This window comes from Cyclobacteriaceae bacterium, from assembly GCA_030584025.1.
Classification (GTDB): Bacteria; Bacteroidota; Bacteroidia; order Cytophagales; family Cyclobacteriaceae; genus UBA2336.
Window position 1 is genome coordinate 3,487,652 of sequence record CP129487.1, and the last position, 13,704, is coordinate 3,501,355.

General features: G+C 44.2%; 13 protein-coding genes. 4 read left to right on the top strand and 9 right to left on the bottom strand.

The window, feature by feature from the left end; translation table 11 throughout:
- Positions 1–136 precede the first annotated feature (136 nt).
- Genes QY309_15715 through QY309_15730 form a run of 4 tightly spaced genes read right to left on the bottom strand, consistent with a single transcriptional unit; the run spans position 137 to position 3,796 of the window.
- Positions 137–844, bottom strand: a complete 708-nt coding sequence (locus QY309_15715; GenBank protein ID WKZ59299.1) for a hypothetical protein — start codon at positions 842–844, stop codon at positions 137–139.
- Between the two features lie 52 nt (positions 845–896).
- Positions 897–2,039: an FAD-dependent monooxygenase gene (locus QY309_15720; protein WKZ59300.1), complete on the bottom strand. Its 1,143-nt coding sequence runs from the start codon at positions 2,037–2,039 to the stop codon at positions 897–899.
- A 49-nt stretch (positions 2,040–2,088) separates the two neighbouring features.
- Positions 2,089–2,655 (bottom strand): Crp/Fnr family transcriptional regulator, encoded by a 567-nt coding sequence (locus QY309_15725; protein ID WKZ59301.1) that lies wholly within the window; start codon positions 2,653–2,655, stop codon positions 2,089–2,091.
- A gap of 4 nt (positions 2,656–2,659) precedes the next feature.
- Complete coding sequence (locus QY309_15730) at positions 2,660–3,796, bottom strand: helix-turn-helix domain-containing protein (GenBank protein WKZ59302.1); 1,137 nt, start codon at positions 3,794–3,796, stop codon at positions 2,660–2,662.
- A gap of 82 nt (positions 3,797–3,878) precedes the next feature.
- Between QY309_15730 and QY309_15735 the strand changes: the two genes are divergently transcribed.
- Entirely contained in the window at positions 3,879–5,102 is a 1,224-nt protein-coding gene (locus tag QY309_15735; protein ID WKZ59303.1) for a M20/M25/M40 family metallo-hydrolase, read from the top strand.
- Positions 5,103–5,122: 20 nt separating this feature from the next.
- On the opposite strand, the gene QY309_15740 is transcribed toward QY309_15735, so the two are convergent.
- From QY309_15740 to panC, 5 genes are all read right to left on the bottom strand, one after another.
- Positions 5,123–6,262: an acyl-CoA dehydrogenase gene (locus QY309_15740; GenBank protein WKZ59304.1), complete on the bottom strand. Its 1,140-nt coding sequence runs from the start codon at positions 6,260–6,262 to the stop codon at positions 5,123–5,125.
- 90 nt (positions 6,263–6,352) lie between these two features.
- The gene (locus QY309_15745) at positions 6,353–7,051 is read right to left on the bottom strand and encodes a zinc metallopeptidase (GenBank protein WKZ59305.1); all 699 of its coding nucleotides are present in this window, start codon (positions 7,049–7,051) and stop codon (positions 6,353–6,355) included.
- A gap of 87 nt (positions 7,052–7,138) precedes the next feature.
- On the bottom strand, positions 7,139–8,179 hold the full coding sequence (locus QY309_15750; protein WKZ59306.1) for a lysylphosphatidylglycerol synthase transmembrane domain-containing protein: 1,041 nt from the start codon (positions 8,177–8,179) through the stop codon (positions 7,139–7,141).
- A gap of 18 nt (positions 8,180–8,197) precedes the next feature.
- The gene (locus tag QY309_15755) at positions 8,198–8,545 is read right to left on the bottom strand and encodes an aspartate 1-decarboxylase (protein ID WKZ59307.1); all 348 of its coding nucleotides are present in this window, start codon (positions 8,543–8,545) and stop codon (positions 8,198–8,200) included.
- Between the two features lie 3 nt (positions 8,546–8,548).
- A complete protein-coding gene (gene panC / locus QY309_15760) occupies positions 8,549–9,391 on the bottom strand; it encodes a pantoate--beta-alanine ligase (protein WKZ59308.1) in 843 nt (280 codons plus the stop codon).
- 120 nt (positions 9,392–9,511) lie between these two features.
- Between panC and QY309_15765 the strand changes: the two genes are divergently transcribed.
- Genes QY309_15765 through glmS form a run of 3 tightly spaced genes read left to right on the top strand, consistent with a single transcriptional unit; the run spans position 9,512 to position 13,704 of the window.
- Positions 9,512–10,315 (top strand): glycogen/starch synthase, encoded by an 804-nt coding sequence (locus tag QY309_15765; GenBank protein WKZ59309.1) that lies wholly within the window; start codon positions 9,512–9,514, stop codon positions 10,313–10,315.
- Positions 10,299–11,855, top strand: coding sequence for a DUF4270 family protein (locus QY309_15770; protein ID WKZ59310.1), 1,557 nt, complete (start codon positions 10,299–10,301; stop codon positions 11,853–11,855). The genes QY309_15765 and QY309_15770 overlap by 17 nt, the downstream gene beginning before the upstream one ends.
- Before the next feature lie 13 nt (positions 11,856–11,868).
- Positions 11,869–13,704, top strand: coding sequence for a glutamine--fructose-6-phosphate transaminase (isomerizing) (gene glmS, locus QY309_15775; protein WKZ59311.1), 1,836 nt, complete (start codon positions 11,869–11,871; stop codon positions 13,702–13,704).

Consider the following 13,704-nt stretch of genomic DNA (forward strand, 5'->3'; position numbering starts at 1 on the left):
TCAACTTATATATCAAACTAATTAAGAGGCTTGCGAAAGCCTCTTTTTTTACACCACAGTATAAAGTTTTTATCTGACTCTTTTTGAATTTTTTCACGCAAAGATCGCCAAGAGGTTCGCAAAGCACGCAAGGAATTTATTCCTTCATTAACAGCTTTCGCAACGAAAAGAAATGCAACCCATACGCCAGCGGCACTAAAAACGTAGGGAGAAAGATGAACGGGAATGTAGTGACAATGGTATTGCCCGGCTCATTAAAAAATACACGAAAAGGCGAAGGCATTGACAGGATGGCGATGGTTACAATGTTAATCAGCAACGCGAGGCTTAACAGATTCCATACGATCATCACTCTTCTGTTTTCACTAAAGAAGTACGCCATCAATGGCGCAGTGATACCGGCAAGGATATCGAAGTTCCTTCCTTCAAACGTCATTTGTTCTGGTAACAGGTTTTGAATAAATAACATCCACAATAATATCTCTACAAAAACACGGAACACCTGAAGTGAGGTAAGCGCACGAATGGGTACATGTTTAAGAATTTCCTTTGTTCTTGCAGAAAATGTAATCCATAATATCCCGGCAAGGGGAATGAACAGCATTGGGGCAATGTTAAGCGGAAACAATTCAAACTTTCCCGCCAAGCCAGTAAGTGCCACTGCCGCCACAAGTATCGACCAAACCATAATTGTAATGAAAGCTCCGGTGCGGATTCTCTTTTGCTTTTCTTCAGTCCAGCCGGTTTTAACCAATGCAGCACGCAGGTGGCGCAAGACGAGTCCATAAAATAATGCGGTAAGTAAAACAAAGCCTATTGCCGTGGTGCCAAAAAGCAAACTCATATTCGAAAGGATTGATGGGTTATCCTTTTACGGCAAGTCAGCTACAAAAGTTTTATGAAGTAATGGCCAGTACCTGCTTCAACTGGCGCTCGTTAATTGATTCGGGAAGCAACCGGAAAAGTGCATTTCTTAACCTGACAAGAAAACGATTTTCTACCTGCGCCAGCTTGCCAACCCGATGACTTGTGTTAACGATAAAGTGCGCACGCTTTAACCTTGTTTGTTCGAAAGCTTCGAAAGCTTTTACAGGATTTTCATGATGTTCCAATAATTCAGCAATGGACAGTGCATCTTCTATACCCAAACAGGCACCTTGCCCAAGGTTTGGTGTAGTGGCATGTGCAGCATCGCCAATCAACAGTAGACGGTTGAACGCAAACCTCGGTATGGGTTTCAGGTCTACAATATCATTCCAGATAATATTTTCCACTGGTGTTTGTTCAATGATTTGCGGAACAGGATGTGCGAAGCTTTCAAAATTTTTCTTCAGTGCTTCACGCGATAACTGTTTCATGCGCTCATCCTGATAAGGCGCATTTTTACAGGCAAACCAATACACCTTGTTATCGCCAATGGGAACATATCCAATCCTGCCTGTGGTGCCCCAGGCCTCCACCGCCTGATCTTCAATACCCCACGTATTTTCAACAATTCCGCGCCAGCAAGTATAACCTGCGTAACGCGGTGTTGAGTTGGGTAGTAGTTGTTTGCGTATTGTCGAGTGAATGCCATCCGCAACAATAACAGCCGCACCCTCAGCTTTCGTGCCATCGTCAAACTTCAGCTCAACGCTGTTTTCCTTTTCGTTAAAACCGATTGCTTTTTTCCCCGTTTGAATTCGGCCGGGTGGTATTTCTCCCAGCAGCACTTCATGCAATGCACCCCGGTGAATGGCTACATTGTACATTCCATATTCCCGGGTAAACTTTCGTGTATCGAGTGCCGAAATGTAGTTGCCTTTTTCGTCTTGAATGATCATGGATGTGATCAGGTGCCCGCGCGCTTTTACCTGTTCCGCCACCTGAAGTTGCTCCAATACTTTCATGGCATTGCCCGCCAGGCTTATGCCCGAGCCAATGGCTTTGATTTCAGGAACCGCCTCGTACACGGTGAAGTCGATGTTTTTACGTTGCAAGGCAATTGCGGTGGTCAGCCCAGCAATACCGCCACCCAGAATTAAAATCTTGTTATTCATCACTTGCTTATACGCTAACCTTGCGGTCAGGAATTTTACATATGTTAAATTATTGCTTGCCTGCGCGAATGCGGCTGATGCTTACCTGTGTTGTGCCGAGGTAGGAAGCAATGTGTTTTAACGGTGCCCGATTGGTTATACCGGGATACAGCTTTTCTAATTCTTCGTAGCGTTCCTTAGCCGATAAAAACCGAATGCTTTCTATGCGTTGTTGCCCCTCAAGCATTCCGTAAATCGTCATTTTACGCGAAGCACGTTCAAGATCGTGATGTTGTTCGCACAGCTTATCGAAAGCAGCGTATGAGAAGTAACTAATGGTTGAATCTTCCAACACTTCTATGGCCTTGTGCGAAGGTTGCTGACTGAACAAGGCGGGCAACGCACCGATAAACTGATTATCGATGGCAAAGTAATCGGTTATGTCCTGATCATTCCGTAAATAATAAACACGTGCCAGACCTTTTACCACAAAGTAAAAATTCTCCGGTACCTGACCGATCCGAACCAGGTGATCGCCTCGCTTAACCTGTTTGGTATGTAGGATGGAGGAAAAGGCCTCTTGCGTTTCCATTGAAAGTGGGTGTACCTGCTGAAGAATATAAAGAATAGGATTCATTGGGTTATTGCTGACGAAATTCCGAAGGCGTCATGCCCGTATTTTTTTTGAATGCTGTGTTGAACGATGATTTTGAATTATACCCAACCTGCTCCGCAATTTCTTCCACTTTAATATTCATCTGCTCTTTTAATAATTTCTTTGCCTCCTCAACACGGTAAGCGGCTATCAGCTCGAAAAAACTTTTGCCCAACCCGTCATTAATCGCTTGCGAAAGCACATGAACCGAAACGCCTAACTCTTGTGCCAATTCAGGAAGTGAGAAATCAGAACGCATGAAAGGTTTCTCAGCTTTCATCAAGTAATTCAGTTTATCAATAAGCGCTTGTTGCTGAGCTGGCGTGAGTGATGAACCTTTATATTTCTGTTGCTCATTAAGCGATGCCTGTTTAAAAAAACCGGAGCCTCGCATCACCGAAAAGCTGGTAGCATAAATCAGTAATGCGCCAAACGTGGCAAACAAATGGTCGCCTGTATCTTCCTTATTCAAAAGTTTTACAACCAGTATAAATAACGTGAAGCATGCAATCTGCATTACTCCGTTGCGTAAGGTTCGTAATGATAATGATTGGGGAGACCAAAAGGATTCATTCTTCTTACCGAACGCCTGAATGATAACCCCTCCGCTAAGCACCAGGTAAAACGCCAGGCTGATCAACACCAGTTCCGTATGCCACTCCGTTAACACGAACATCCACGGATCGAAGTGGTAAACCACATCCCTCAAGGGCGAACCGGGATGATAGGCATTTATCCACGCATTGTATTTTATATCGGTTGATGAGATCAGAAAGGGAATCAACAGCAAGGAGTAAATAATGGGGAAAGCCGTGTGGGCACCAATGGTTTTCCGATTTACCGGTCCGCGGGCCAACGAGCTAACATACAGAAAAAGGAACGGGCCGATAAGCAAGGCAAAAGGCTCAGAAAAATCCGCGAGATGAAGGGCGTGAACAATATACCCGGTGTACATGAGAAATATCTCAAGCTCGCAAGCGATGATGGCAATCAGCAACCACCCGTAGAACACATTATATTGTCGTAACCGATGTTCTTTAGAGAAGAAAAATAGCGTAAGGAATACCGCTTGTACCAGGCCGAGCAATATAAAGACGGCAAAAAAATCCATGCGATAACCCATGCCTCCAATTTATCACTTTTTATTCCATGCTAGCATAAAACTGTAGGGGTTGCGCTATCTTTGCGGTTCATTATATATCCACATGAAAAAAACAGCACTTCTTGGTTTATTCGGATTATTAATTTCTGCCTCACTTTTTGCACAGCAATTCGATGAAGGTCGTATCCTTTCGCACATTAAAGTACTGGCTAGTGATGATCTTCAAGGGCGCGGCACAGGCACCGAAGGCGAAAAAATGGCTGCCGAATACATCTCCAAAACATACAAATCGCTTAAGCTAAAGCCGGTGGGCAAAGCCAAAAACTACCTTCAACCCTTTGAGTTTAAACGTGGGGCGCATGGTGAGGGCGAACCGGGCACCGCTCATAATGTGGTGGGTTTTCTCGACAATAAAGCGGAATACACCATTGTTATTGGCGCGCATTATGATCACTTGGGCATTGGTGAACAAGGGAATTCGCTGGATGCCAATCCAAGCGGTAAAATTCATAACGGTGCTGATGATAATGCCTCTGGCGTGGCGGGCGTACTTGAGCTTGCCCGATACTTCAGCACCAACAAGATTAAGGAGAAATACAATTTCGTTTTCATCTGCTTTTCGGGTGAAGAAATGGGTCTGTTCGGATCAAAGCATTTTACAGAGCATGCGCCACTTGATCTGACGAAAGTAAATTACATGATCAACATGGATATGATTGGTAGACTTGATCCACAAACGAAAGCCCTGGCCGTGAACGGGACAGGAACAAGCCCGGTGTGGGAGCCATTGTTGCAGAAATTAGCATCCGATCAATTGAAAATAAAAACAGATTCTTCGGGAATCGGACCTTCTGATCATACTTCGTTTTACCTGAAAAATATTCCGGCACTTCATTTCTTCACAGGGGCGCATTCCGATTATCACAAACCCACAGATGATTGGGAAAAAATAAACACCAAAGGTCAGGCAGATGTGCTAACCCTGATTGCTAAATTGATTAACGAATTGGACAGTGAACCCAAGCTTGCCTTTCTTACTACCAAAGCAAAACCGATGGCGAGCCGCTCTGCTTTTAAAGTAACCATGGGCATTATGCCCAGCTATACAGCCGATGAACCTGGCGTTAAAGTGGATGGAGTAACCGATGGCAGACCCGGACAAAAAGCAGGCATTCAAACCGGAGACATTATCATCCAAATGGGCGACCTGACCATAAAAGACATTCAGGATTATATGGGTGCACTCGGAAAGTTTGATAAAGGGCAAACCATTCCGGTGAAGGTGAAGCGGGGTGGTGAAGTAATTACGCTCACCGTAAATTTCTAAAAGAAGATTAATTCAGTTGCTTAACGAAGAAGCTCCCGTGAAATAACCAGCTTCTGAATTTCTGTTGTGCCTTCATAAATCTGCGTGATCTTCGCATCGCGCATGAGGCGCTCAACGTGAAACTCTTTCACGTAGCCGTAACCACCATGAATCTGAACCGCTTCGGTAGTTACCTCCTGAGCAATCTGTGAAGCGAAAAGTTTGGCTTGCGCTGCCGCCTTAACAAAATCCTTCCCCTGGTCTTTCAGGCACGCTGCATTCCAAACCAACAAACGGGCTGCATCAATTTTTGTAGCCATTTCCGCCAACTTGAATTGAATGGCCTGATGCTCGGCCAGATGTTTTCCGAAAGCTTTTCTTTCTTTGGAATATGTTAGCGCTAACTCATAAGCACCTGAAGCGATACCCAACGCCTGCGAAGCAATACCTATTCGTCCACCATTTAAGGTGGTCATGGCGAAGGTAAAACCAAAACCATCTTCACCAATACGATTGGCTTTCGGCACCTTTACATCGGTGAACATTAGCGAGTGTGTATCCGAACCACGGATGCCCATCTTGTCTTCCTTCTTGCCAACTACAAAGCCGTGCATTCCCTTTTCAACAATCAAGGCATTAATACCCTTATGGCGCTTGGCTGCATCGGTTTGGGCGATGACTATATATACACTGGCACTGTTGCCGTTGGTGATCCAGTTTTTTGTTCCGTTTAAAAGATAGTGATCGCCTTTATCTTCTGCAGTAGTACGCTGGCTTGTCGCATCTGAGCCTGCTTCGGGCTCCGACAAACAAAACGCACCGATGATCTCGCCTGCAGCCAGGCGCTTTAAATATTTTTCCTTTTGTTCTTCCGTTCCAAATTTCTCCAATCCCCAACACACCAATGAGTTGTTTACCGACATACACACCGAAGCCGATGCATCAATCTTTGAAATCTCTTCCATCGCCAACACATAGGAGATGGTGTCCATTCCTCCACCATTGTATTTCGGATCCACCATCATACCCATGAAACCGAGTTCACCCATTTTCTTTACCTGCTCGGCCGGAAACTTCTGCTCGGTATCCCGATCAATTACACCCGGCAATAATTCATTCTGCGCAAAATCTCTGGCAGCTTGTTGTACGGCAATGTGCTCTTCGGTTAGTTGAAAATTCATGGTCTGTGCTTTTTCCGAATTAAACAAATAGAAAGGGCCCGGGGTTAATTCCGGGCCCAAAATTAATTGAATACTTGAAATTATATCGGATTAATCATCACGCCCACCCAGAAACATCATCACATAATATAAGAGGGTAGTCAGCGCACCGATTGCAGCCACCACATATGTCATGGCGGCCCACTTGAGCGCATCCTTTGCCATGTCATGCTCCTGGCGGTTTACAATTCCACGGTTTTCGATCCAGGCCAATGCCCTGCGGCTGGCATCAAATTCAACCGGTAGCGTTACAAAGGCAAACAAAGTGAACACCCCGTAACAGGCAATAATGATCAGCAAAGCTGAGTTCCAGGGCAAAATGCTTTGCATGAATGAACCTCCCAAAATCATAGCCCAAAAAATCATGTTCATGATTTTACCACTCACATTTTGAATGGGCACCATAGCCGAACGGAACTGAAGCATGGAGTAAGCCGTAGCATGCTGCACCGCGTGACCACATTCGTGGGCAGCAACGGCCGCTGCGGCAGCGCTTCTGCCATGATAAACTTCAGGGCTAAGGTTTACGGTTTTGTTTGCCGGATTGTAGTGGTCGGAAAGTTCACCCTCCACACTCAGTACCTGCACATCGTGAATGCCGTTATCGGCCAGCATCAGCTTGGCAATTTCAGCACCTGATAAATCGCGGTTCAACCGGATTTCGGAATACTTGCGGAATTTACTTTTCAGTCTGCCGCTAACGATCATCCCGATCACCATGAAAATTCCACCAATAATGAAAACACCCATATTTCTCTACGTTTTTAGATTTCTACTTTAACAACTTCCAAGCCAGTTGAATTCCCTGACAATTCGTCACGACTGGCCTTTACAAAGCTAATCAGAAGGTTGCTCATCCGATACGGGTGGTGCACTCTTTTGTTTTCTAAGAAGAACAGACGTCAAAATTAAGGAGATAACCCCGCCCACAATCATAATCAGGGTTTGCCAGCCATGGAAAACGAATGTAAACGCTACCGCATCAGCTTGCGGAACCTGGTACAATAGGGAAAGTCCGGCCGGTAACAGAACATGATACGACCCGGCCCCACCCGGAAGCGGTGCAGCCATGGCAATGGTGCCAATGGCAAAAAGTGAAAGTACTGCCCCAAAGCCAAGATGGGCAGTTTCATCAAACGCACGGATTACGGCATAACTCATCAGAAAGTACAAAACCCAAATGACAACGGAGTGCAAAATGAAAAGCCCTTTACTTTCAAGTTTGAGTACTGAGGTTAGGCCGGTTTTAAATCCCTTCCATACGTTGCGAACCCGATCACGAAGCTTTTGATTTCTTTTTAAGATATAAAAGCCAATCAGGCTGATCACGATCAGCGCAACAAGCACCGTTATAATCAAACCCAATTTGCCCTGGCCAAGTACTGGTTGAATGGGTAAGGTTTCTATGAATCCAAAAAGTTTATCAGCCTCAACCACAAATGCCAGGGTCAACACAATCACCAAAAAAAACAAATCGGCAATTCGTTCTACCACCACCGTGCCGAATGAAACCTCCACGGGAATTTTGTGGAGCTTATATAAATTAAAACACCGTGAGACTTCCCCACCCCGTGGAATAACCAGGTTTACGAGATAACCCACCATCAACGAAAGAAAACCCTTATACAAGGAAGTACTATGGCCTGCCGACTTTAATAACATCCGCCAGCGTTCGGCCCGAAGCACGTGACTGATCATCACAAAAACCAGCATGACCATGAGCCAAAACTTATCGGCCCGATGCCACGTGTTTAAGAGGTAATCCCATTTATTCTGACCTTCCTCAACCTGAATGGCACGCAGCGAAAACCACACGAGAAAAACGGTGGCTGCGAGGACAAGAATGTATTGAACAAATACCCGGATGCGTGAACCCAATGCGGTGGAATTAAGCTGTCAATTTAATCGGTTATCGGGTGTTGGGAAAACAATAGTGGGTTTAAAAGTTTTGGCTTTTTCAAGCTTCATGGAGGCGTATGAAAAAATGATTACGATATCCCCCACCTGCACTTTGCGAGCAGCCGGCCCATTAAGGCAAATCATACCGGAGTCACGTTCTCCTTTGATGACATAGGTCTCCAAACGCTCACCGTTATTCACGTTTACAACGGTCACCTTTTCGCCTTCTATAAATCCGGCAGCATCCATAAGCGTTTCATCAATGGTTATGCTACCTACATAATGCAGCTCGGCCTGGGTAATTTTTGCCCGATGTATTTTCGACTTTAAAACTTCAATTCTCATAAATCAAACAAACATATTATCAATTAAACGAACCCCACCCACATAGGCAGCCATACACAGTATAGCACGGTCAGCATCCCCAACAGATTTGATTGGGGTTAGGTTCTCTGCGTTTACCATTTCAAAATATTCAAGCTGCAAAGCTTCATTTTGATTAAACGTGTTCGTGACACTTTTCTTTACATCTTCAACAGACTTTCCGTGCAGAAGTTGTTCGCGGGCCTCATTCAAACATTTTGATAGTAAAGTGGCCTCCTTTCGTTGCACTTCTGAAAGTCGTTCGTTTCTTGAAGACATTGCAAGGCCATCAGGTTCACGAACGGTTTCAACTGCCTTAAGCTTTACGTTAAACTTTAACTCATTAACCAACGTGCAGATGATCACAAACTGTTGCCAATCCTTCTGTCCGAAATAGGCCGTATCTGGCTCCACAATATGAAACAGCTTTGATACCACTTGCGCGACCCCACTGAAATGACCCGGACGAAATTTTCCTTCCATCACTTTATCCAGGTGCCCAAAATCAAAATTCAGGAATTGGCTATCCGGGCGCATCTCGGCTTCATCCGGACAAAACAACACATCGCACCCTTCCTGCTTTAATAAATCAATATCCCGTTCAATATTTCGGGGGTATTTGGCGAAATCCTCAGCATTATTGAACTGGGTGGGGTTAACAAAAACAGAGCAAACGGTAAACGGGTGGTTGGCACGTGAAGCGGCAACTAATTCCAAATGTCCGCGGTGAAGGGCCCCCATGGTGGGAACAAATCCGGGCTTTTGTCCAGCCCTCCATTTTTCAACCAAAAATGCCCTTAGGGGCTTAATTTCCCTGAAAATCTGCATGTTACAGCTTCGGATAAAGGCGCCAAATATAGGCTTTAATCAGAAAAAGAGTTGAATAAGGGGGGCGATTTTCGTACTTTTGTGGCTCATTTTCCGTTCAGTCAACTAATCAATCATATTATGTCGAAACTCCGTATTCTTTATGTAGCCAGCGAGATCAATCCCTTTCTGCAAACTTCTGAGGTAGCCGATTTTGTACGCAAGTTACCCCAGGCCATGCAGGAAAAGGGAATGGAGATCCGCATACTGGTGCCGCGCTTTGGGATTATTAATGAGAGAAAGAACCGGTTACATGAAGTAGTCAGATTATCGGGGATTAACATTGCCGTAGGTGATGAGGAAAAGCCCTTGACAATCAAGGTGGCTTCTATCCCGAATGCCAAACTTCAGGTTTACTTTATTGATAATGAAGATTACTTCCACAGAAAGTCTGTATTTCACGATAAAGAAAATCGCTTTTATGCCGATAACGATGAGCGTGCAATCTTCTTTTGCAAAGGTGCTATTGAAACCGTTCGTAAATTAGGGTGGGCACCGGATGTGGTACACTGCAACGACTGGATTACCAGCTTCATTCCGTTGTACTTGAAAACCACCTACAAGAACGATCCGTTGTTCAAGAACGCAAAAACTGTTTTCACCATTTACAATAATAGCTTTACGCATAAGTTCAAGGAAGACATTATGAGCAAAGTGAAGATGATGGACATTGAAGACAAGATGTTGGGCAACCTGAAGTCGGCCGACTACGAAGGATTCATCCGCATGGGTGTTGAATTCTCCGATGCGGTTATTGTGGCAGGCGAGAACAAAAAACTTGAAGGGCTCTTCAAAAAAATAAAAGAAAAGAAAGTCGAAACCATCGACAAAGACGAAAACTACACCGAATCATACTTCAATTTATATAATGAACTTGTGGGTTAAGCGAACATGGCAGCTACTTTTAGCTGCTTTGTTTTTGGTGGCTTGTGAAGATGAGACAAGCCTGTTGGGGTTTAAAGCTAATAACCGGTTTAATGTAAAGTTTCAGGAGTTTCTTGTTGGAGATGGGGCAATTGTTGCTACCGATCCTGAGTTAACCGATCAAGGAACAGGTGCAAGAAGACTACTTGCCGGTGAACACAATGACCCGATTATTGGCGCCATTAAGACAGAAGTTTTCACAGAGTTCTTACCTGCACTTACAACCAAGCTTGCTCAAAAAGAGGATCACACCTATGTGTATGACTCCATTACGCTGCAACTTCGATTAGATGGCTATTCATATGGTTTGAATACCAGTTCTGCCGGAACAGGCAAACTCAGCATTCGGAAAATTACAGAAGCAAATCCGTTAAATTTACGGCAAGAGTACTTCACGATACCTGGAACCGACAAAGAAGTATTAGTAAACATTGCTAACCGATACTATTCCAATTCAACCGTTAATTATGCTGATGAAGCAGAAGAAATTGGTGAAACCCAATTCCAACAAATTTATCAGTTTGAACAGGAAGAAAGACGTGTTGCTACAAACATTACGGTTGAAAGAATAAACCGGCAAGATACACTGGTGGCAAGAGCAAGGCTTGATGACAGTTTTGGACTTGAACTTTTCAATGTAGCACTCAACGATGATGATCAGAATTTTTCAAACGCGACTAAGTTTCGTTCATTATTTAAGGGCCTGGCACTTATTCCTGAGGGATGCGATGCTGTGTATGGACTTGAACCAGCAAATGCCTATTCTCAAATAAGATTGTACTATCACTCCGAACTTGCTGGTCAGGTTGTGGATACCCTGGCACGTGATTTTGGATTTTCAGGTGTTTCTTTTCATAATATTATTCCTGATCGTGTAGCCGAATTACCCGTTGTTGATCCTCCTTATGCAGCAGGAGAAGCAACCACCAGTCTACGTGTAGTACAGGGCGGTTATCCTATGGTTACTAAAGTTGACTTAAGCAGTTTTTACGAAGAATTTGCTGACGAGGTATCTGAAAAAAACATTATCATAAATGCTGCAGAAATTGTCATTGAATCAGTGAATACAACTGGTGACTATAAGCCTTTGCCTGTATTAGAATTACGGCTGATGCAGGAGGATAATAATTTTTTGGATTATCGTGAACTCGATCAGACTACTAAAGATTCGCTGAACAAGTTTTTCATGTTCACCAACTTGATCAACTATTACGTTAGCAGTGACTTATCTCAACAAAGTCAGAATCGAATTGCTGGTAGCTTGCTTTATAATAGTTCAACCAAGACCTACACGGGTTCAATTACCTTGTTTATTCAAACGCTCTTTCAAAACAAAAACAGTCAGTATAGGCCACTTTATTTAGGCTTGTACCCAGGCACAAGCATTACAGGAGTTCCTTCGACAGTGCCCACCGGCAAAACACTTGATCGCACCGTCTTTACGAAAGAAAATATAAAACTGCGTGTTTATTATACGCAGCCGAATAATCAAAACCTTTAACAACTAAGCATTTATGTGCGGAATAGTTGCCTACGTTGGCCATCGCGATGCCCAGGAAGTAATCATAAAGGGCCTTAAACGATTGGAGTACCGCGGGTACGACAGTGCAGGTATTGCCCTGTTGAATAACGGGCTTAACGTTTATAAGAAAAAAGGGAAAGTATCTGACCTGGAAGATCACCTTCATGATGCTACGTTAAAAAGTACCATCGGCATCGGACATACCCGTTGGGCTACGCACGGTGAACCCAATGATGTAAATGCTCATCCGCATTATTCTTCTTCACGCAAGCTTGCGATTATCCACAACGGTATCATTGAAAATTACAGCTCGCTGAAACAAGAGCTGGTCAATAAAGGACATGTTTTTCTAAGTGAAACAGATACCGAGGTATTAATTCACTTCATTGAAGACATTTGGGAAAATAACAACTGCACGCTTGAAGAAGCAGTGCGCCTGGCGCTTACCAAGGTGGTAGGTGCCTATGCCATTGTCATCATGTCGAACGATAATCCCGATCAACTCATTGCAGCACGTAAGGGTAGCCCATTGGTAATTGGGGTTGGGAAGGATGAATTCTTTATGGCTTCCGATGCCACACCCATTATCGAATATACCAAAGATGTGGTTTACCTCAACGATCTGGAGATTGCCGTAATTGATGAGGGGCAACTACGCATCAAAACCATAGAAGATGCCCCAATGACTCCATACATTCAAAAATTGGAGCTGGAGCTGGAGGCAATCGAAAAGGGCGGGTTCGATCATTTCATGTTGAAAGAGATTTTTGAACAACCGAAATCCATTAAAGATTGCTTGCGGGGAAGACTTGACTCACAAGCAGGAAGACTGGTATTGGGTGGTATCCGTGAGTATGTGAATAAGATGATGAATGCGGAGCGCATCATCATTGTAGCCTGTGGCACATCCTGGCATGCCGGACTGGTAGCTGAATACATGATTGAAGAATTTTGCCGGATACCGGTTGAAGTCGAATATGCCTCAGAGTTTCGCTACCGCAATCCAATTATTCGCGAGGGTGATGTAGTCATTGCTATCTCACAGTCAGGAGAAACTGCAGATACACTCGCTGCCATTGAGCTGGCCAAATCCAAAGGTGCCATCATTATCGGGGTTTGTAACGTGGTGGGTTCATCCATTGCGCGTACGTCACATGCGGGTTCCTACACGCATGCCGGACCCGAAATAGGAGTAGCCAGTACTAAGGCATTCACTGCACAACTTACAGTACTGAGTATGATTTGCCTCATCATCGCGCAAAAACGCGGGACCATTACTGATCAGGCTTTTCACCAAATGTTGGTTGAATTGGAAACTATTCCTGAAAAAGTTGAAAGGGTGTTGAGGCTTAATGATAAGATTCGTGAAATCGCTTTCACGTTTAAGGATGTCTCTAATTTCCTTTACTTAGGCCGTGGTTATAACTTTCCAGTGGCTTTGGAGGGCGCCTTGAAACTGAAAGAAATTTCATACATCCATGCAGAAGGTTACCCGGCTGCCGAAATGAAGCACGGTCCCATAGCGTTGATTGATGAAGAAATGCCCGTAGTGTTTATTGCTACACACGATGGATCTTACGAGAAAGTTGTTTCCAACATTCAGGAAGTAAAGGCCCGAAAAGGAAGGGTCATTGCGGTTGTAACCGAAGGTGACAAGTTAATTCCGCAAATGGCAGAGTTCGTAATTGAAATTCCGGCCGTTCAGGATGCCTTGATACCGATTGTTTCTGTAATTCCGTTGCAGCTACTCTCATACCACATTGCTGTAATGCGTGGCTGTAACGTTGATCAGCCTAGAAATCTCGCTAAATCTGTAACTGTTGAATAA

Excerpts from the sequence above, each read along its gene's own strand:
- QY309_15740 (WKZ59304.1), bottom strand. The coding sequence starts at position 6,262 with ATGAATTTTCAACTAACCGAAGAGCACATTGCCGTACAACAAGCTGCC.
- QY309_15765 (WKZ59309.1), top strand. The coding sequence starts at position 9,512 with ATGTCGAAACTCCGTATTCTTTATGTAGCCAGCGAGATCAATCCCTTT.
- QY309_15715 (WKZ59299.1), bottom strand. The coding sequence starts at position 844 with ATGAGTTTGCTTTTTGGCACCACGGCAATAGGCTTTGTTTTACTTACC.
- glmS (WKZ59311.1), top strand. The coding sequence starts at position 11,869 with ATGTGCGGAATAGTTGCCTACGTTGGCCATCGCGATGCCCAGGAAGTA.
- QY309_15735 (WKZ59303.1), top strand. The coding sequence starts at position 3,879 with ATGAAAAAAACAGCACTTCTTGGTTTATTCGGATTATTAATTTCTGCC.
- QY309_15730 (WKZ59302.1), bottom strand. The coding sequence starts at position 3,796 with ATGGGTTATCGCATGGATTTTTTTGCCGTCTTTATATTGCTCGGCCTG.
- QY309_15745 (WKZ59305.1), bottom strand. The coding sequence starts at position 7,051 with ATGGGTGTTTTCATTATTGGTGGAATTTTCATGGTGATCGGGATGATC.
- QY309_15725 (WKZ59301.1), bottom strand. The coding sequence starts at position 2,655 with ATGAATCCTATTCTTTATATTCTTCAGCAGGTACACCCACTTTCAATG.
- panC (WKZ59308.1), bottom strand. The coding sequence starts at position 9,391 with ATGCAGATTTTCAGGGAAATTAAGCCCCTAAGGGCATTTTTGGTTGAA.
- QY309_15755 (WKZ59307.1), bottom strand. The coding sequence starts at position 8,545 with ATGAGAATTGAAGTTTTAAAGTCGAAAATACATCGGGCAAAAATTACC.
- QY309_15770 (WKZ59310.1), top strand. The coding sequence starts at position 10,299 with ATGAACTTGTGGGTTAAGCGAACATGGCAGCTACTTTTAGCTGCTTTG.
- QY309_15720 (WKZ59300.1), bottom strand. The coding sequence starts at position 2,039 with ATGAATAACAAGATTTTAATTCTGGGTGGCGGTATTGCTGGGCTGACC.